Source organism: Brevibacillus fortis (genome assembly GCF_046196545.1).
GTDB classification, from domain to species: domain Bacteria; phylum Bacillota; class Bacilli; order Brevibacillales; family Brevibacillaceae; genus Brevibacillus; species Brevibacillus fortis_A.
In genome coordinates, this window is the sequence record NZ_CP176370.1 from 6440752 (window position 1) to 6458039 (window position 17288).

At 45.4% G+C, this 17288-nt stretch carries 19 protein-coding genes; 16 read left to right on the top strand and 3 right to left on the bottom strand.

What is annotated here, in order from left to right; all coding sequences use genetic code 11:
- Window positions 1–28: 28 nt before the first annotated feature.
- Window positions 29–1813: a response regulator gene (locus tag ACKKE8_RS31070; protein ID WP_409176386.1), complete on the bottom strand. Its 1785-nt coding sequence runs from the start codon at window positions 1811–1813 to the stop codon at window positions 29–31.
- Window positions 1814–2073: 260 nt separating this feature from the next.
- On the opposite strand from ACKKE8_RS31070, the gene ACKKE8_RS31075 reads away from it, so the two are divergent.
- From ACKKE8_RS31075 to ACKKE8_RS31090, 4 genes are all read left to right on the top strand, one after another.
- Window positions 2074–4248 (top strand): serine hydrolase domain-containing protein, encoded by a 2175-nt coding sequence (locus ACKKE8_RS31075; RefSeq protein WP_409176387.1) that lies wholly within the window; start codon window positions 2074–2076, stop codon window positions 4246–4248.
- 182 nt (window positions 4249–4430) lie between these two features.
- A complete protein-coding gene (locus ACKKE8_RS31080; protein WP_409176388.1) occupies window positions 4431–5093 on the top strand; it encodes a type 1 glutamine amidotransferase domain-containing protein in 663 nt (220 codons plus the stop codon).
- Between the two features lie 89 nt (window positions 5094–5182).
- Window positions 5183–6391 carry an MFS transporter gene (locus ACKKE8_RS31085; protein WP_409176389.1) on the top strand — a complete coding sequence of 403 codons (1209 nt, stop codon included), beginning with the start codon at window positions 5183–5185 and terminating at the stop codon, window positions 6389–6391.
- Between the two features lie 15 nt (window positions 6392–6406).
- Window positions 6407–7279, top strand: a complete 873-nt coding sequence (locus tag ACKKE8_RS31090) for a LysR family transcriptional regulator (protein WP_409176390.1) — start codon at window positions 6407–6409, stop codon at window positions 7277–7279.
- A 61-nt stretch (window positions 7280–7340) separates the two neighbouring features.
- Here ACKKE8_RS31090 and ACKKE8_RS31095 read toward each other — a convergent pair whose 3' ends face one another.
- Window positions 7341–7811, bottom strand: coding sequence for a hypothetical protein (locus ACKKE8_RS31095; protein ID WP_409176391.1), 471 nt, complete (start codon window positions 7809–7811; stop codon window positions 7341–7343).
- A gap of 166 nt (window positions 7812–7977) precedes the next feature.
- Here ACKKE8_RS31095 and ACKKE8_RS31100 point away from each other — a divergent pair, with 166 nt between their 5' ends.
- The 5 genes from ACKKE8_RS31100 (at window position 7978) to ACKKE8_RS31120 (ending at window position 11869) form a co-directional block, all read left to right on the top strand.
- A complete protein-coding gene (locus ACKKE8_RS31100) occupies window positions 7978–8421 on the top strand; it encodes a MarR family winged helix-turn-helix transcriptional regulator (RefSeq protein WP_409176392.1) in 444 nt (147 codons plus the stop codon).
- 50 nt (window positions 8422–8471) lie between these two features.
- On the top strand, window positions 8472–9413 hold the full coding sequence (locus ACKKE8_RS31105; protein ID WP_409176393.1) for a ring-cleaving dioxygenase: 942 nt from the start codon (window positions 8472–8474) through the stop codon (window positions 9411–9413).
- 15 nt (window positions 9414–9428) lie between these two features.
- On the top strand, window positions 9429–10487 hold the full coding sequence (locus tag ACKKE8_RS31110; RefSeq protein ID WP_409176394.1) for an LLM class flavin-dependent oxidoreductase: 1059 nt from the start codon (window positions 9429–9431) through the stop codon (window positions 10485–10487).
- A gap of 22 nt (window positions 10488–10509) precedes the next feature.
- A complete protein-coding gene (locus ACKKE8_RS31115) occupies window positions 10510–11076 on the top strand; it encodes an NADPH-dependent FMN reductase (RefSeq protein ID WP_409176395.1) in 567 nt (188 codons plus the stop codon).
- 148 nt (window positions 11077–11224) lie between these two features.
- Window positions 11225–11869 carry a hydrolase gene (locus ACKKE8_RS31120; RefSeq protein WP_409176396.1) on the top strand — a complete coding sequence of 215 codons (645 nt, stop codon included), beginning with the start codon at window positions 11225–11227 and terminating at the stop codon, window positions 11867–11869.
- Between the two features lie 139 nt (window positions 11870–12008).
- Here ACKKE8_RS31120 and ACKKE8_RS31125 read toward each other — a convergent pair whose 3' ends face one another.
- Complete coding sequence (locus ACKKE8_RS31125) at window positions 12009–12605, bottom strand: TetR/AcrR family transcriptional regulator (RefSeq protein WP_409176397.1); 597 nt, start codon at window positions 12603–12605, stop codon at window positions 12009–12011.
- Window positions 12606–12762: 157 nt separating this feature from the next.
- Here ACKKE8_RS31125 and ACKKE8_RS31130 point away from each other — a divergent pair, with 157 nt between their 5' ends.
- The 7 genes from ACKKE8_RS31130 (at window position 12763) to ACKKE8_RS31160 (ending at window position 17227) form a co-directional block, all read left to right on the top strand.
- Window positions 12763–13332 carry a hypothetical protein gene (locus ACKKE8_RS31130; RefSeq protein WP_409176398.1) on the top strand — a complete coding sequence of 190 codons (570 nt, stop codon included), beginning with the start codon at window positions 12763–12765 and terminating at the stop codon, window positions 13330–13332.
- The gene (locus ACKKE8_RS31135) at window positions 13329–13967 is read left to right on the top strand and encodes a GNAT family N-acetyltransferase (RefSeq protein WP_409176399.1); all 639 of its coding nucleotides are present in this window, start codon (window positions 13329–13331) and stop codon (window positions 13965–13967) included. The genes ACKKE8_RS31130 and ACKKE8_RS31135 overlap by 4 nt, the downstream gene beginning before the upstream one ends.
- A gap of 85 nt (window positions 13968–14052) precedes the next feature.
- A complete protein-coding gene (locus ACKKE8_RS31140) occupies window positions 14053–14940 on the top strand; it encodes a TIGR01777 family oxidoreductase (RefSeq protein WP_409176400.1) in 888 nt (295 codons plus the stop codon).
- Window positions 14937–15797 (top strand): helix-turn-helix domain-containing protein, encoded by an 861-nt coding sequence (locus ACKKE8_RS31145; RefSeq protein ID WP_409176401.1) that lies wholly within the window; start codon window positions 14937–14939, stop codon window positions 15795–15797. The genes ACKKE8_RS31140 and ACKKE8_RS31145 overlap by 4 nt, the downstream gene beginning before the upstream one ends.
- A 53-nt stretch (window positions 15798–15850) precedes the next feature.
- Window positions 15851–16243 (top strand): VOC family protein, encoded by a 393-nt coding sequence (locus tag ACKKE8_RS31150; RefSeq protein ID WP_409176402.1) that lies wholly within the window; start codon window positions 15851–15853, stop codon window positions 16241–16243.
- Between the two features lie 703 nt (window positions 16244–16946).
- Window positions 16947–17069: a hypothetical protein gene (locus ACKKE8_RS31155; RefSeq protein ID WP_409179233.1), complete on the top strand. Its 123-nt coding sequence runs from the start codon at window positions 16947–16949 to the stop codon at window positions 17067–17069.
- Window positions 17012–17227, top strand: a complete 216-nt coding sequence (locus ACKKE8_RS31160; protein WP_409179237.1) for a hypothetical protein — start codon at window positions 17012–17014, stop codon at window positions 17225–17227. The genes ACKKE8_RS31155 and ACKKE8_RS31160 overlap by 58 nt, the downstream gene beginning before the upstream one ends.
- The last annotated feature ends 61 nt before the right edge of the window (window positions 17228–17288 follow it).

Below are 17288 nucleotides of genomic sequence, written 5' to 3' on the forward strand. Positions count from 1 at the left end.
GACGGGATTTCTCCCGTCTTTTTTTCATCTATAGGATACTCTCGTTTCTCGCCAGTTCAATTGCTTCTTCTCGGTTGCTGACACCGAGCTTCGAGTAAAGGGTGGAACAGTAATTCCGTACCGTTCCCTCCGATAAATATAGTTTGGTGGCAATCGATTTGTAGCGAAGCCCATTCGATAAAAGCTGTAAAATCTCCCTTTCCCGTTTCGTCAATCCATACGGATCATTCGGGCTGTACTTCTCTAACTGCTCACGTTGGCGCTTCATCTCTTCGAATACGCGCGTGGCGATCGACTGATCAAGCCACGTTCCCCCGCTATAGATGAGCTTCATCGCTTCCATCATCTCTTTTGGACGAGTAGACTTCAGCATATATCCTTCCGCCCCATGCTCCAATGCTGTTGCTGCCTGTACCGAATCCTCAAACGTTGTCATGACCACTACCTTCATGTTCGGCCAGCGTTCTTTCATTTGAAGGAAGGCCTCCAATCCGTTCATCCCTTGCATGTGCACGTCCATTAACACGATATCCGGCTGGTGTCGCTCACACTGTTCTAATGCTTCTTGCCCATCACTAGCTGTACCAACAACGATAAAGTTGTCCTGCTGGCTTAATATTTGCTGTAAACTGTCGGCAATCATCACCTGATCGTCAACAATAAGCAGGCGGATACTTCCATGTCCAGCTTCTACCTCTAAAGGAACATTACAAATGACAACGGTTCCTTGCCCTGATTGTGAATGAACGGACAGCGTACCTTGCTGTTGCTCAAGCCGTTCTTTCAATCCCTTTAGTCCTAAGCCGAACTCGATGGATTCTATTCCGTTGCCATTATCTTCAATTTGTAAACGGAGTTGCTGACTTTCGAAGTACAGATCAACAGATATCACACTTGCTTGGCCGTGACGAACCGCATTTGTGAGCGATTCTTGCAGGCAACGATATAAACAAAAGCTCATTTTTTGCATAACGAGCGTCTCACTGCCGATCACACGGAAGTTGACCCTTACACCTGTTGACCTCATAAATTCTTCGGTCAGTTCCAGTAGCGCCTCACTTAACGACTGGTTGAACCGAGCATGAGAGAGCTGATGCAAATGCTTTCTGATATCATCCAGGCTGCCTTGTGCTATTGAGACAAGTTTATCGACTCGTTCGATCTGTGAATCAGGAACCGAGGATCGGAGCGACTCAACACCAACAACCAGCGAGGTTAACGAATGGCCAATCGTGTCATGCAACTCATGTGACAGCCGATTACGTTCCTCTATCAGTGTAAGCTCTTCGATTTGCTTAATATGCTGCTCCAATAATTGCTTCTGTTCTTGAATGATTCGGGCTTGCTTATGAGACTCAATTAATATGCTAAACGCCATACCGATTGCAAAACCAAAGCTGCAACTAAACATGAACTCGTACGGAGGACGATTCGCAATCAACCCGTTCAAAGCCGGAAAAATGATCCCACTAGAGATTCCCGTCCACATATACGTTCTCCGACTACTGGCCACACCAATAAGCATCGCCCGTAAAACGAAAGTCCAAATCAATTGCGGCGCTACATAGGCCACATAAAGATAAAAAAAGCCTGTCATTACGACTTCAATTACCAAATACCAGTTTTCTTTCCTATATTGAACGATCAAAGGAATGGCGTAAACCAAAAAGGCAATGAGGATGATGACTCCGAACGGACCAGCTATCATTGCCGGATACATGGCATCAGCTATGACGATAATACCTAGCCAAATCGTTCGTAAGGCAAAAACCACCCAATTGTACCAGAACCATTTTTTCATCATGGATAACATGAGTCATGTACTCCTGCTCATTTGAATTGTAAGGAAATCCCCGAATGTTTCTGACTCATCATGCATCATTATTTCCCGATTCGTCAAGCAGATTGGCCGTGTCATATAGCTCCTATGACATTATATCAAGCCGCAAATATGACGGTTTTGCACGATGTCATCCATAGATAGAACGGTTTTGTCACTATGTGATTTTATAACCCAGAAAATAAGGTGGAGATACGAACAACACATTTCAACTTTTTGAGGAGCGATGAGAAATGAAACCATTCCATATGCAAAAAGGAGCGTCCCTTACGTTATCTGCACTATTAATAGGGGCGCTGGTGCTTCCTACTTACGGTTGTGCGGAAGCAGGTGTGAACCAGACAATCACGCAACAACAGAAAACGGATCATGCCAAAACAAAAGAAGCGATTGATAAAGCTGCTGCCAGCGAAAACATTCCAGGCGTCCTCTTTGCAGTAAAGAAGGGAACGGATTTCTGGTCGTATGCTTCCGGCGAAGCGAATATAGAAAGTAAGAAACCGATGGAAGCTGACTATTCCTTTCGAATCGGGAGTATAACGAAATCGTTCGTCGGTGTAGTTGCCATGCAACTAGCTGGGGAAAAGAAACTAAGCCTCGATGACTCGGTGGAGAAATGGCTGCCAGGTGTCGTGCAAGGCAATGGATATGACGGTAACAAAATTACGATTCGTCAGTTATTAAATCATACGAGTGGAGTTGCAGACTACTTAGATGGTGAACTCAAGGAAAGTTTACTTTCGAACTCCACTCAAACGCTGACAGTTGAACAGCTAATATCTCGTGCATTGAAGCAAAAACCGACCACGGGCGGCTATTCGAATACGAATACTGTGCTTATGAAACTCATTATCCAAAAGGTCACTGGAGAAACATATGCAGAGCAAATTCAGAAACGAATTATTGAGCCACTTCAATTAAAAGACACACGATTGCCCGGGGGCTCTACTTCCTTGCCTGAACGGAGCCCGAATGGCTACTTTAACAATGCCGGTACATTAATGGATATGACTGACCTTAACCCTTCGTTTGCAGACGCGGCAGGGGGTATGATCTCGACTGCACAAGATTTAACTACGTTCTTCAGTGCTTTATTGGGTGGAAAACTGTTACCACCTGAAATGCAGAAAGAAATGGTGACCACTGTTGATACTCCACATGGGAAATTCGGACTCGGTATTCAGGAAGTAACATTGCCGAATGGCACTACCATATGGGGTCATCAAGGCGGCATTCCTGGATTCACCAACTTCGCAGGTGGAACAAAAGACGGCGAGCATGTGATCGCGATGAGTATCAACGTATTAGAAGGTGCTGTTCCTCATATGGAGAACATCCAGATGACTGAATTCTCGGGACAAGCCAAGCAACCATCCACCCCGGATCAAGCAGCTCAAAAACATGGGGAAGAAGTGAAGAACTTCATTGATCAGAAAGCAAAAAGCGAGGAGATCCCTGGCATAGTTGCTGCTGGGTTAAGAGACGGTGAATACTGGTCTTATGCAGCGGGTGTTGCCAACCTCGATCATAAAAATCCGATGGAGCCAGACTTTACTTTCCGTATCGGCAGTGTCACAAAGGCGTTTGTTGCTACTCTTGTCTTACAGTTGGCTCAGGAGAAAAAGCTGAATCTGGATGACTCGGTAGAAAAATGGCTCCCAGGTGTGGTAAAAGGCAATGGGTATGACGGCAACAAAATCACGATTCGTCAGTTACTGAACCAAACGAGCGGGATTGCAAGCTATACGAGTACAGACATGCGGTACGCTACCTCATTCCCTCAATATACCGTTGATGACCTTGTACGTATGGGACTGGCTAAGCCGCCAGTATTTCAACCAGGAGCAGGCTGGGACTATTCGAATACAAACACCGTGCTAGCTGGTCTTGTTATTCAAAAGGTGACAGGAGAAACGTACGATGTGCAGATGAAGAAACGAATCCTCGACCCGCTTCAGATGACAGATACATCCTTTAGTGGTAGTAATCCGAAAATTCCGGGCCAACATGCCACAGGCTATAACATGAATCAGGCAGGTAAACTGTATGATTTCACAGAGTATAATCCTTCATGGGCGAATGCTGCGGGGGAAATGATCTCCACAGGGAAAGATTTGACCACCTTTTTTAGCGCGCTTTTGGGTGGGAAACTATTAAATGACGAGATGATGAAGCAGATGACAACAGGTGTGGATTCACCTTTTGGGAAATATGGACTGGGACTTTATGAGGTGACACTGCCAAACGGAAAGACCTATTGGGGTCATGGAGGCGGCATTCATGGGTTTGAAACGTTAGCGGGTGGTACCTTAGGCGGGAAGAATATTTTGGTGACGAACATTAACGCGGTCGGTCCAGAACCTGTCATCGCTAATAATGCCATTTTCGAAAAGGAATTTAGCCGTTGAGTTAAAAAGGAAAAATGATAGAAGGCTTTTGCTTTGGGAACTCCAAAAGCAATAAGCCTTCTATCATTTTTATATATAAATTTATTTATGGATACACCAATAAAACATAATTTGTTTTATCGATAACTCGACCTTAGAATAGCAACTGTACCCCCAATCAAAAAGTACAGGAGGCAATATAGATGGCAAAACAAATCTTGATGGTAGTCACCAATCATACAGATATGCAGGAAGGCAAAAAGACAGGAATTTGGCTATCCGAGTTCGCGGAGGCTTATCTGGCTTTCGAAAACAAAGGCTATGAAATCACAGCAGCAAGCCCATTGGGCGGAGCTGGTCCGATTGACCCTGGCAGCGTGGACGACCAAACACCGCAAGAAATCTTGGACGCCGCCAAGCATCTGGAAAACACCAAAAAGCTGGATGACGTAACAGCAGATGGCTTCGAGGCTATTTTCCTCCCAGGTGGTCATGGTACGATGTTTGACCTGCCAGATAACCAAAAACTCCAGCAATTACTGCGAGAGTTTTATGAAGCAGGAAAAATCGTAGCGGCTGTTTGCCACGGTCCTGCGGGGCTCGTGGGTGCGACCTTGTCCGATGGTCAGCCGCTAGTCGCAGGCAAGCGCGTGAATGCTTTCACAGACAGAGAAGAAGCAGCCACAGGCTTGGGGTCCTACCTGCCTTTCCTCTTGGAGAGCAAAATCCGTGATCTCGGTGCCATTTTTGTAGCGGCACCAAACTGGAGCACCCATGTAGAAGTCGACGGCAACCTGATTACCGGACAAAATCCTCAATCTACACTCGCTGTCACAGAAGCAGTAGTAAGCAAATTAGGCGAATAATACACGGGAGGCTGATAGACGAAAAATATCAGCCTCCTCCCTATTCATCTTTTCATTTTCTTTATCCTAAAGGAGGGCTACTCACTACCATGGCAACAGAAAATATGGCCCGTCACTATGAACGAGATCAGGCCACTCGCACAGGATCGACTCTCGCCTTGTACGCTCTGACTCTCGGAGCATTTGCGATCGGGATGACAGAGTTCATCATTATGGGGCTACTCTCTGAGGTAGCCACCAGTCTGAACGTCTCCATTCCGATGGCTGGATTCCTTATTACCGGATATGCATTGGGTGTCGCTATCGGCGCTCCCATCATCACGATGGCTACGCACAGAATGCCGCGCAAAGCACTTTTGCTGTTTCTTATGATTCTATTTATCGCGGGAAATGCGCTTGCCGCTCTCGCACCGAACTATACGGTTTTGATGATGGCTCGCATCCTGGCTGCTCTTACCCACGGATCCTTCTTCGGTGTGGGTTCGGTCATTGCCGCTGAGCTGGTTCCCAAGGAAAAACGCGCGGGTGCCATCGCGATTATGTTTACCGGACTGACACTCGCTAATGTTTTAGGTGTCCCGATTGGAACGTTTCTGGGGCAAGCGTACGGCTGGCGCTCTACTTTCTGGGCGATCACGATTATTGGGATCATTGCGTTGATCGGAATTGTCATGCTCGTTCCGAAGGTCGCCAACGCAACATCCAGTCTGCGGCAAGAGCTCGGCGTGCTCAAACGCCCAGCGGTTCATATTGCGCTTTTGATGACTGTATTCGGATTTGGTGGCGTATTTACCGCGTTTACGTACATTTCGCCAATCCTGGTGGATATCACGGGTTTCTCCCCCAGCTCTGTTTCGTACATCCTCGTTCTGTTCGGCGTAGGGATTACGATCGGGAATATTTACGGAGGAAAATTGGCAGACCGCAAGCTGTTTCCTTCCTTGCTCGGGATACTTTTCGTACTGGCGCTCATTCTCGCTGTGTTCAGCTTTACCGATCAAAATAAGCTTCTCACCTTGTTAACCGTATTCATTTTGGGGATTGCCGCGTTTGGTACGGTTCCTGGCTTGCAGCTCCACATGCTCAACACGGCCAAGGAAGCACCTACGCTCGCCTCGACACTGAACATCGCGGCCTTCAACCTGGGTAATGCACTTGGTGCCTATGTCGGAGGCATTGTCATCGATTTTAACTTTGCAGGCGGTCTGTCTGCCGTTCCTTGGATCGCTTCACTCGTGACGGTCATCGGAATTTTGTTTACGATATGGGGAGCACAGCACCTGAAACGTCTTAGTTAAGAAAGGATAGCCAACATGGTGGACTTTGAATGGTACCGAAGCTTTATCAGCATCTATAAGCATAGCTCCGTATCGGAAGCTGCCAGAACGAGGATGATGACCCAACCAGCCATGAGCCAGCATTTGGCCTCCCTGGAAGCAGAGGTGGGTGAGCCATTATTTACACGAGCTCCCCGAAAAATGATTCCTACCGAGAGAGGCAAAGCACTCTATACACAGGTGGTTCCGCTCATCGAGGCATTGGAAGAAACCACGCAAACCCTCAAGACGAACGCGGCCACATCTTTACCCGTGATTCGAATCGGGTCAGCGCATGAGTTTTTCCGTGAGAAATTAGCTCCGCATATCGGAAGCTATCAAATGCGCGTCATCGCCTATCTCGGTGTCGCTTCCAAAGTACTCGAATTCCTGCTGGAGGAAAAAGTAGACCTCATCGTCATGTCGCAGAAGCTAACCGCGCCAGGCGTCGAATATATTCCCTACATGCAAGAGGAATTTGCTTTGGTGGCACCTCCCGATTACAGTGAACCAATGTTTGACGAAAAGGAGTCTTTTGAATCGTGGCTATGCTCACAGCCGTGGATCAGCTATGATTTGGATTTGCCGATCATCCGTCGTTTTTGGCGCGAGCATTTCCAGAAGCGTCCACAAACGCATCCGACACACGTCGTACCGGATTTGCACAGTGTACTGAAGGCGATCGAGCATGGCGCTGGCATCAGCCTGTTGCCCACATTCATGCTCGGTGACCAATTGTCCAGAAACAAGGTAAAGATTATGTACCCGTCCTGTACCGTTCATAACGACCTGTACCTGGCGTACCAGGTGAAAAACCGGAATTTGCCCCATCTGAAGACATTGATTGAAACGTTGAAAAAGACGGTATGACAATGGTAGATAAAGATAACGCCGCTCCTGACAAATGGAGCGGCGCAATCTTTCAAACAATTTAATGCTGTACTATCTCGTTTAACCATGATCTAAGATTTTCTTGCATATCTGGATATGTTCCATCTTTATTTTTCCTCAATGTTACCCACTGTAAATGATGCGGGAGATTGCATATTTTTAATCGGAGCTCATTCAACTCTCCCGTATAATCCTCTAATATTAGCAACCGTTCACCCTCTAATGTTTCCTTTCCAAACGCTTCATATTTTACTTCATTGATTTTTGTAGTGGTATGCCAGTGCGTGTATGTGCACCAACGGAAATTTCCTGGTAGTCCATGCAATTTCATATTCAATTTTTCCATATCTTCTCTTTTTACATATGATCCGATTATTTCAGAATCTAATTCGATTCTCGGATCAAACTCTTTACAATCAATGATAATCTCATAATCTGCATTTTTTTCATTATGATAGTGAAATAGGATTTCTCTTAAGTTGTTTAGTGCAATTTGCTTCCCGAAGTCCAATTCCTGATTTTTTCTCCATAAATGATCCCCTATTTCATAAAGAGTTTGCCATATTTTAATACGACTGATGTAATGCTTGATCCTCTAGACTATCGTTTAAGATATTGCCTTTTTATCAATTGAGTAGTAAAGTGATAATGAGCTCAGCGAAGGGAGGCAAACTAACATGCGTAATAACACCATAGGCTCATTAATCTGGTTACGCTTGATGCGGTTTACCACCCAAAGCAACCAGCTGTCAAATGAGTTTCTCAAACGCTTTGATTTAACAACAGCGCAATTCGATGTCCTGATGCAAATTAGCGTCTACCAGCCTCTCACCCAGTCGGAGTTAGCTGAGAAGGTAACCGTTACACAAGGTGGTATTTCTCGGATGCTCGTAAGACTTGAAAAAGAGGGCTACATTGTACGCAAGCAGGATTGGAAAACGAAAACGATCAGCCTTACCGAAAAAGGGGAAGCCGTACTCGAACAAGCCTTTCCTGAACAACTAGCGTTTCAGTCGTCATTCTTCGATGAGGTACTGAGTGAAGAAGAACAAAAAACACTCTACACCCTAATGACACGCGTCCATAAGAATAGCCAAAAAAAAGAATTACCGCCTGAGTAATTTTTTTACACCATCACTTGATTAGTCAAGTTAAATAAGGAGGGACTACCATGTACACCATTCCAGGCCATCACCATGTATCTATGTTAACTAAACACGCTCCATCGAATAATCACTTTTATCAAAACGTATTGGGACTGCGCAGAGTGAAAAAAACCGTCAACCAAGACGATCCGTCGATGTATCACCTGTTTTACGGAGATTTGACAGGCAGTGCTGGAACAGAGTTGTCGTTTTTTGAAATGCCGATGGTAGGAAAAACGGTACGCGGCACAAACGCCATCAGTCGAATCGGACTGCTCGTTCCGTCACGGGAGAGCTTGACCTTTTGGAAAAAACGCTTTGAGCAACTGAATGTTCACCATGGCGACATTACCAAGTACGCTGGCCGCGATGCCTTACATTTTGAAGACCCGGAAGGCTTGCGAATGATCCTAATCAATAACAACGGCGAAGGAGTTCCATCAAATTGGGCCCCATGGGACGAATCCGTGGTCGAAGAAAGGCATCGCATTTTGGGAATTGGCACGGTTGAGATTACCGTCCGCTCCTTGGACAAATTAGCCAGTCTGTTAACAGACACATTCGGCTACACCGAAGTATCACGCTCGGAGCAAGAAGCTATTTATCAATCCGTCCCTGGCAAATCCTTCGGAGAAATTGTCATCAAGCAGGAAGAGGGAACCCCCGAAAAACCGGGTCGTGGAAGCGTTCATCACTTGGCAATTCGTGTGAGCAACGATGAGGAACTGCAATACTGGGATGACGCCGTTCGAAAACGCGGTTTCCGCTCAACAGGGATTGTGGATCGATTCTACTTCAAAAGCTTGTATTTCCGTGAGTCAAACGGCATTTTGTTCGAAATTGCGACAGACGGTCCTGGCTTCACAGCAGATTCAACCGTCGAGGAGCTCGGAAAGGCTTTGGACTTACCTCCATTCCTCGAAGAACGCCGTGCAGAAATTGAAGCGAAATTGACACCTATTGACTAAAAGGAGTGAATCAACATGGAACAATATCGTATCGACACCAAGAAGGGGCTGGAATTCGGTTTGTACTCGATTGGAGACCATGTCCCAAACCCACATACAGGCTCCAAGATTTCTTCTGAACAGCGCATCAAGGAATTAATCGAAGCAAGCAAGCTGGCAGATGAGGCAGGACTTGATGTGTTCGCTGTCGGAGAAAGCCACCAGACGTATTTTACAACGCAAGCACATACCGTCATTCTAGGCGCGATCGCACAAGCTACGAAAAACATTAAAATCGCCAGCTCCGCCACTGTATTGAGCACATCTGATCCGGTCCGCGTTTACGAAGACTTCGCTACCTTGGATCTGATCTCCAATGGTCGTGCAGAAATTGTTGCCGGACGCGGTTCCCGAGTAGGAGCGTATAGCCTCCTCGGCTACGATGTGCGCGACTATGAGGAATTGTTTGAAGAGAAAATGGACCTTCTTCTCAAGCTAAATAACGAGGATCGCGTTACGTGGGAAGGGCAGTTCCGTGCACCGCTACAAAACGCTACGATCCTGCCGCAGCCATTACAAGGACGTCTTCCCATCTGGCGTGCAGTAGGGGGACCACCTGCAAGCGCGATTAAAGCCGGTCAAGCTGGCGTGCCTATGATGCTGACCACACTCGGAGGTCCTGCCATCAACTTCAAAGGTTCCGTCGATGCTTACCGAGAGGCTGCGAAGCAAAATGGCTTTGACCTAGCGACCTTGCCAGTAGCGACAACAAGTTTGTTTTATACAGCCGACAAAACTTCGGATGCGCTTCGCGAGTTCTATCCGCATCTAAATGGCGGGTTTATCGCATTGCGTGGCGGTGGCTATCCGAAGCAACAGTTTGCGCAGTCTGTCGATTATCGGGATGCGTTAATGATAGGCAGCCCTGACGTCATCATTGAAAAAATGCTGTACCAGTACGAAATGTACGGACAACAACGCTTCATGGCGCAAATCGACTTTGGCGGCGTGCCTTTTGATAAAATTGCGAAAAACATTGAACTGATCGCAACGAAAATCTTGCCAGAAGTGAAAAAGCATACCACCAAAGCCTAACCAAAAAAGGAGTGGGGCACCTATGAAAATCGTCGGAATCGCAGGCTCTAACGTAGGCTCGAAAACAAGAACAGCGATGGATTTGACACTCAAAAAAGCACGGGAAAAATATCCGGATGCAGAATTTGCGCTGCTTGACCTGGCCGAATACAATATCGTCTTCAGCGACGGTCGGAATTACACAGATTACGAAGGGGACACCAAGTTCGTGACCGAAACCATCATGGGAGCCGATGCGCTTATCATTGGAACACCCACATTCCAAGCATCCATCCCAGCCACATTGAAGAATATTTTTGACCTGCTGCCCGTCAACGCATTCCGGGATAAAGTGGTCAGCGTATTGGTCACGGCAGGAACATCCAAGCACTATCTCATGGCAGAACAACAGTTGAAGCCGATTCTGTCTTATATGAAGGCACATATCGTACCCACTTATGTCTTTATCGAAGAGAAGGACTTCAACCGCAAAGAAATCATCAATGACGATATTCACTTCCGCCTGGAGCGTCTCGTCGAGGATACGGTACTGCTCGTCGATGCCTATGCAAGGATTCGGGAGCAAAAAGATGCGGAGTACGATTTTTAATCGAATCGAATTTATCTCAAATTAAAGAAACTCCATACAAAGGAATCTACCAAAAGCGTGAGGAGGTGATTGTCATGTAGCAGACACCTGACGGCCTATACATGACACCATCTGAATCAAAAACCCACAAATCGAGGAGGAATTATCCATGACAACGAAAAACCACAATGTAATTGATGTAAACGATGCAGCTCTGTTGTTGATCGACCACCAAAGCGGTCTGTTCCAAACAGTAGGGGATATGGATGTGCCAACACTCCGCCGAAACGTGATTGCTCTTGCAAAAGTGGCAAAGCTGCTGAATATCCCGACACTCACAACGGACTCAGTACCAACTGGCCCGAATGGCCCATTGATTCCAGAAATCGCCGAAATCCTGCCAAATAACGTGTACGTACCGCGTAACGGTGAGATCAATGCTTGGGATAACCCTAACTTTGTAAAAGCAGTTGAAGCTACTGGCAAGAAGACCCTGATTATTGCAGGTACACTCACCAGCGTTTGCATGGCATTCCCTACCTTATCTGCACTGGCAGAAGGCTACAAAGTCTTCACAGTTATTGACGCATCGGGTAACTGGAGCAAGATGGCGACAGATATTACACTGGCTCGCGTCGTGCAAGCAGGAGCAGTTCCTATTGATACACTCGCTGTCATGTCTGAATTGCAAAAAACTTGGAACCGCCCAGATGCCCAAGAGTTCGCAGAAATCTATGCGGAAGTAATGCCAAACTACGGCCTGCTGATCGAAAGCTTCCAAAGAGCGTTTAAAGAAGGTCTGGCAGCTAAGTAACCTTCCGTCCAACTACCCGCTACTTTATTTCCAAGCACAGCTCGATTGAAAAACGGATTGGCATACAGACTTTTCCGATCTTTGATGAAAGAAAAAGCTCTCCCCATTTTTTGGGTGAAGAGCTTTTTTTACTATCGTCCTACTTCTGCTTCTGTCCAACCAACCCAAAGAAAAACATATCCACCCATTGCTCCATACTCAGCGTGACTCGCTCACGATTCGATGCTTCCCAATGCCTGCCCAGCTCATTTTTGTACATCGTGAGGTACATCATCATCATTTCTTCTGTCAGATCACGCTGAATATAACCTTCCCGCTTCCCAAGCGCGACAAACTTCGTAAAAAAATGCCTGATTTTTTGCTCGTATTCGCTTTCGATTCGTTGCAGCAAACCACTTAGTTCAGAAAAGGGGGCGTTCTGAAGCTCATCCGTGAGTGTATGCAAATTCTTGGCTTCCAACAGCATGATGTCCTTTGTCTTCTCAGGAAAAGAACTCCCCGAATCGAGAATCCTCTCATACTGCTCCAACTGCTTGTCCATCCAGTTCATTAGCATGTCCGCGTAGAGCTGTTCTTTTGTCCCAAAGTAGTTATAAATGGTCGCCGGGGAAACCTTCGCGTTCTGCGCAATTTCATTCACGCTGACTTTTTGAAAGCCATGCTTGGAGAACAACGGAAAGGCGGCGCTGTATATCTGATCGATTTTGTTCTGTTTTCGTCGTTCGAATCCGTTCATCTTCTCCACCTCTTACTGTAGTGTAGCTCAGGTTTTAGAGTAATTCAATGAATCGACTACAAAATTATTGAAATGGACTGACTTCGATAGTTATAATTGTTTTGTAGTAAAACGATACATTTACTACATATTTATTAGGGGTAGGAGTGAATTTATCATGAAACAAATACGGATTCCCGCTTTTTTGCATGACGTCTTCGGTGAAAAGCAGAGCATTGGCTCGATCGCAGCCATCCTGCTATTCGGCGGAGTGCTGACCACTGCTCTCTATTTGCGATTCCCTGAACTCACGGACAGCTTGCCCATTTGGCGCAGCTCGCTGGCATTATTGCTTGTATTCGATATATTTTCTGGCTGCCTAGCGAATTTTACGATCTCAACCAGCAATTTTTATGCAGCACGTAAAAAAAATCGAATCGTATTCATCGCCATTCACGTTCATATCATCCTCGTCGCATTTCTCTTACAGCAAAACCTCGCGTATTCCATAGGGGTATGGGCTTATACGATTGTAGGAGCTTTTGTTGTGAATGCTCTTTTTGGGCATCGTTCGCAGCTGTTTGTCGCAGGCATTCTTCTTTCTGTTGGACTTGGCTGGATACCATTGCTCCCGGACATGCATCCGTTTCTGTTGATCACCTGCTTATTCTTTATGGTAAAAGTGTTGTTTAGCTTTGCTGTCAATCATTATGGGAAAGTAATCGACGACACAGGTACAGAAAAATGAAGACTTCCTACCGCATATCCAAACTCACAAGGTCGGATAAACCCGCATTCGTATCACTCATGAGCAGGGCATTTTCGCGTGATCCTTTCTTTCTGCACGTATTTGGGGATTCAGAGCTGGATCATACAGCAAGAAAAAGCGTAACAGCTTTTCTGTCTTTTCTGTTTGATAAAAGCTTTCTGTTTCACGAGGAAGTATGGGGCATTTTTGACGAAGACAGCTTACTCGGCACTTACGTCGTCGAGAAGCCACAAACAAGCAAGCATTCGAATATAAAAGGGGGGCTCCTGTTAATCGGTAGGTTGATTCCGTTAGTTTTTCAACTGTCTGGAAAAACGCTCATACTCCTTAATTCCTATATGCGCATCACACGTTCTGCCGCTCCTCCATGGAAGCATCACTACCTCATTATGATTGGCGTAATACCGGAGGCTCAAGGTAAGGGAATCGGCAAAACCCTGATGCAACACCTGTTTCAAACCACAGAGGATGACCACGAATCACAAGGAATCGCGCTCGATACGGAAAAGGAAGAGAATGTCGGTTTGTATCGCAAACTGGGATTTACGTTACGAGAACAAACCAAAATCGATGATGTCCCTGTGTATTGTATGGTCTATCAAAAAAATCGCTAGAATGACGAATACATGCTGCCGCCACTCCGCATTATGTTACAATTATTGTAAGAAATACGCACACCGAAGGAAGCGAGTTGATCTTATGAAAAAGAAAGTCATCCTGTCCGGCGGCACTGGCTTTATCGGCAAGTATCTGGCAGACAAATTCAATCAACTTGGCTACGAAGTAAGGATCATCGCAAGAAATTCCCCTCATATAACGTGGGACAATCACGCAAAAATCGTGGAAGCTTTGGAAGATTCCGAGCTGCTCATCAACCTGGCGGGCAAATCCGTCAACTGTCGTTACCATGATAAGAACAAAGAAGAAATCTTGAAATCTCGGACAGAGACCACTCACATACTCGGCAATGCTGTTTTGGCTTGCAAAAACCCACCTTCGCTCTGGCTCAACTCCAGCACAGCCACCATCTATAGGCATGCGGAGGATCGTCCCATGACAGAAGCAGGCGGGGAGATTGGAACAGGCTTTTCCGTTGATGTCGCCAAAGAGTGGGAATCTGCCTTCTTTTCCTTTGATTTGCCGCATACGAGACAAGTAGCCTTACGCATGGCCATCGTGCTGGGTGAAAACGGCGGGGTTATCGATCCATATAAAAATCTCGTTCGCTTTGGACTCGGGGGTGTACAAGGGTCTGGCAATCAGCGTTTTAGTTGGATTCATGTCGAAGATATCTTCCAGATCATTCTCTTTTTAAAGGAGCGAACTGACTTAAGCGGCGTATTCAATTGTTCTTCTCCACATCCCGTCACAAACCGTGAATTCATGCAACATTTTCGCAACGTGATGAATCGAAGCTTCGGCCTGCCTTCACCCAAATGGATGCTGGAAATGGGGGCCATGATGATCGGAACGGAAACAGAGCTGGTGTTAAAAAGCCGCTGGGTCATTCCTGAAAGGCTTGAGCGTGAAGGGTACCAGTTTCGTTTTGCCCATATCGATAAGACGTTGCAGGATATTTTGAAATGACCGGTAAAACCTCAACCAACTATGTTCTGCATGCAAAAAGCAAGCAATTTTACTGGGAAGGGGAGGGCCAACTCTCCATCAAGACATTCCGTAAAGGAAGGGCACATTACAAGACGAGTAGAGGCTTTTTTGCTGTGGAAGAAAATCGTTATCTGTTGCTGAACGAAGGGGATTACACCATTTCGATTGATGATTCCGAGGAAGTCGAATCGTTTTGTATTTTCTTCAAGCATGGTTTTGCCGAGGAAATTTTTCAAACGCTCAAGGAATCAACGGATAGACTACTTAGCGATCCTTATAAAGCCACAGCTTCTCTTGGTTTCTTTGAAAAAACCTATTCTACAAGCCATACACTCAATTCCCAGTTAGCGACTTTGAAAGAGAGTCTCACCCTCCTTGATCGGGACTCCATCGGTCATGAAGAACAATTTCACCAGATTATGCGGACCATATTGCTCGGACATCTCGATGTAAGAAAAGAAATGGACGCTTTGCACGCGCTTCGGCAATCGACGCGCGAAGAATTGTATCGAAGAATCAGTACTGCCCATGATTATATACGAGCTTTTTATGATCAACCAATCAGGCTCGATGAGATCGCACAGATTGCTTGTCTATCCCCCAACCATTTGTTGCGAGCATACGCCCAAGTGTACGGCAAAACGCCCCACCAGCATATTTCGGAATACCGGATACAACGAGCCAAGCAGCTGTTAGCCAAGCTGGACTTCAGTATGACAGACATCGCCTTTGAGCTTGGATTCAGTAACCCCGTTTCCTTTAGCAAAATGTTTAAGCAGCATGTCGGCATTTCTCCTATGCCATTCAGAAAAAAAGTGATTCTGGATAAGAATTAATCAATGGATTCGTTTATGCTGATGAGGAAACGCCAACAAAAGGGGGATTTATCATGAAAACGAACCTGATTCAAAAAGTAGGGCAAATCGGCATCCCTGTCAAAAACCTGGAAAAAGCCGTCCATTTTTACAAAGAGCAGCTCGGGCTCCCACTTTTGTTTCAGACAGGCAATATGGCGTTCTTTGAATGTAACGGACTTCGTCTCATGCTGAGCCTACCGGAAAAAGAACAATTTGCACACGCCAGCTCCGTCCTTTACTTTCAAGTGGATGACATTCAAACCGCTTTTGAAGATTTTAAAAAAAGGGACGTTATGTTTATCGACGAGCCACATCTCGTAGCCAAGATGGGGCAAACAGAAACATGGATGACCTTCTTCAAAGACACAGAAGAGAATACGCATGCCTTCGTGAGTGAAGTACAAGGAGAGACCGTATCATTTTGAACGGTCTCTTTTTTATTTTCCCCAAAAATTCCGCGACCTTTTTCTAGTTTATAGATCACCTCCTGATTACATTTGATTACAAAACTTTACATTAAAGGAATTTAAATTAGTAAAATTCAACGATTTGGTAAAATAGTAATAGACAACAACAACATGAACTAATCCACTCGGGCAACAGCAGAAGTGGGTACGCCAGCAGCCAGCAAGGGTATTGCAGTCCTTCGAAGTAAAACATGCTAACTACAGTAATTTCCATGAGTCTCTCGCTGGTTAAACACACATCTATAGAAGGAGGAAAACCTATGAAATACGAAATTTCTCAGTATTAAAAGTAATAACAGAACCTCTCACAATTTAGTGTGCAGCAAGAGTCATCATTTCAGTAATTGAGACGTGCCAGTTTGAATCTGGTGCGTTTATTTTTTTTGTTAATAAAACAGAACGTATGATCTTGTTTTTTTAACATTAAGTCTATTGGAAGGTCGGTGAGCATTTGACAAAAGAGGAATGTAGAAAAATTTTACGACGTATTGCTTGGAACCTGAACTATAGAGAAAGAAAGAGGTTACGTAATGAATGTCCAATCCTAGACGATTTTGGCAAGCAACAATGGAAGGTCGAACACAGCGACAATCTTTATATTGAAGAGTTGTTAGGACAATTGCCTAGTGCAAAGGAAAGGCATGTCATCCGAAAGGTTATCTTGGACGGTCTCACAGCAAAAGAAGTCGGAAAAGAATTAAACATGGGAGAAAGAGGCGTGAATCAATGCAAAAGTCGGAGCCTAAAGAAGCTGCACAAATATCTAACCACGCATTTAGTTTAATGGTCGAGCAAGCAAAAAGTGGAGATAACGAAGCGTTACTCAAGGTCTTGGAAGAAATGGAACCTGAAATTAACAACTTAGCAAGCTTTCTTAAACTTTCAAAGGAAGAGGGGATCCAAGAGATTACGATGCAGTTTATTGAGAAACTCAGGGGATGAAAATCTTTAAATATTTTTTTGTAAACTGTTCCGTTTTACCGCTGTTTTTTTCCTAGATAGA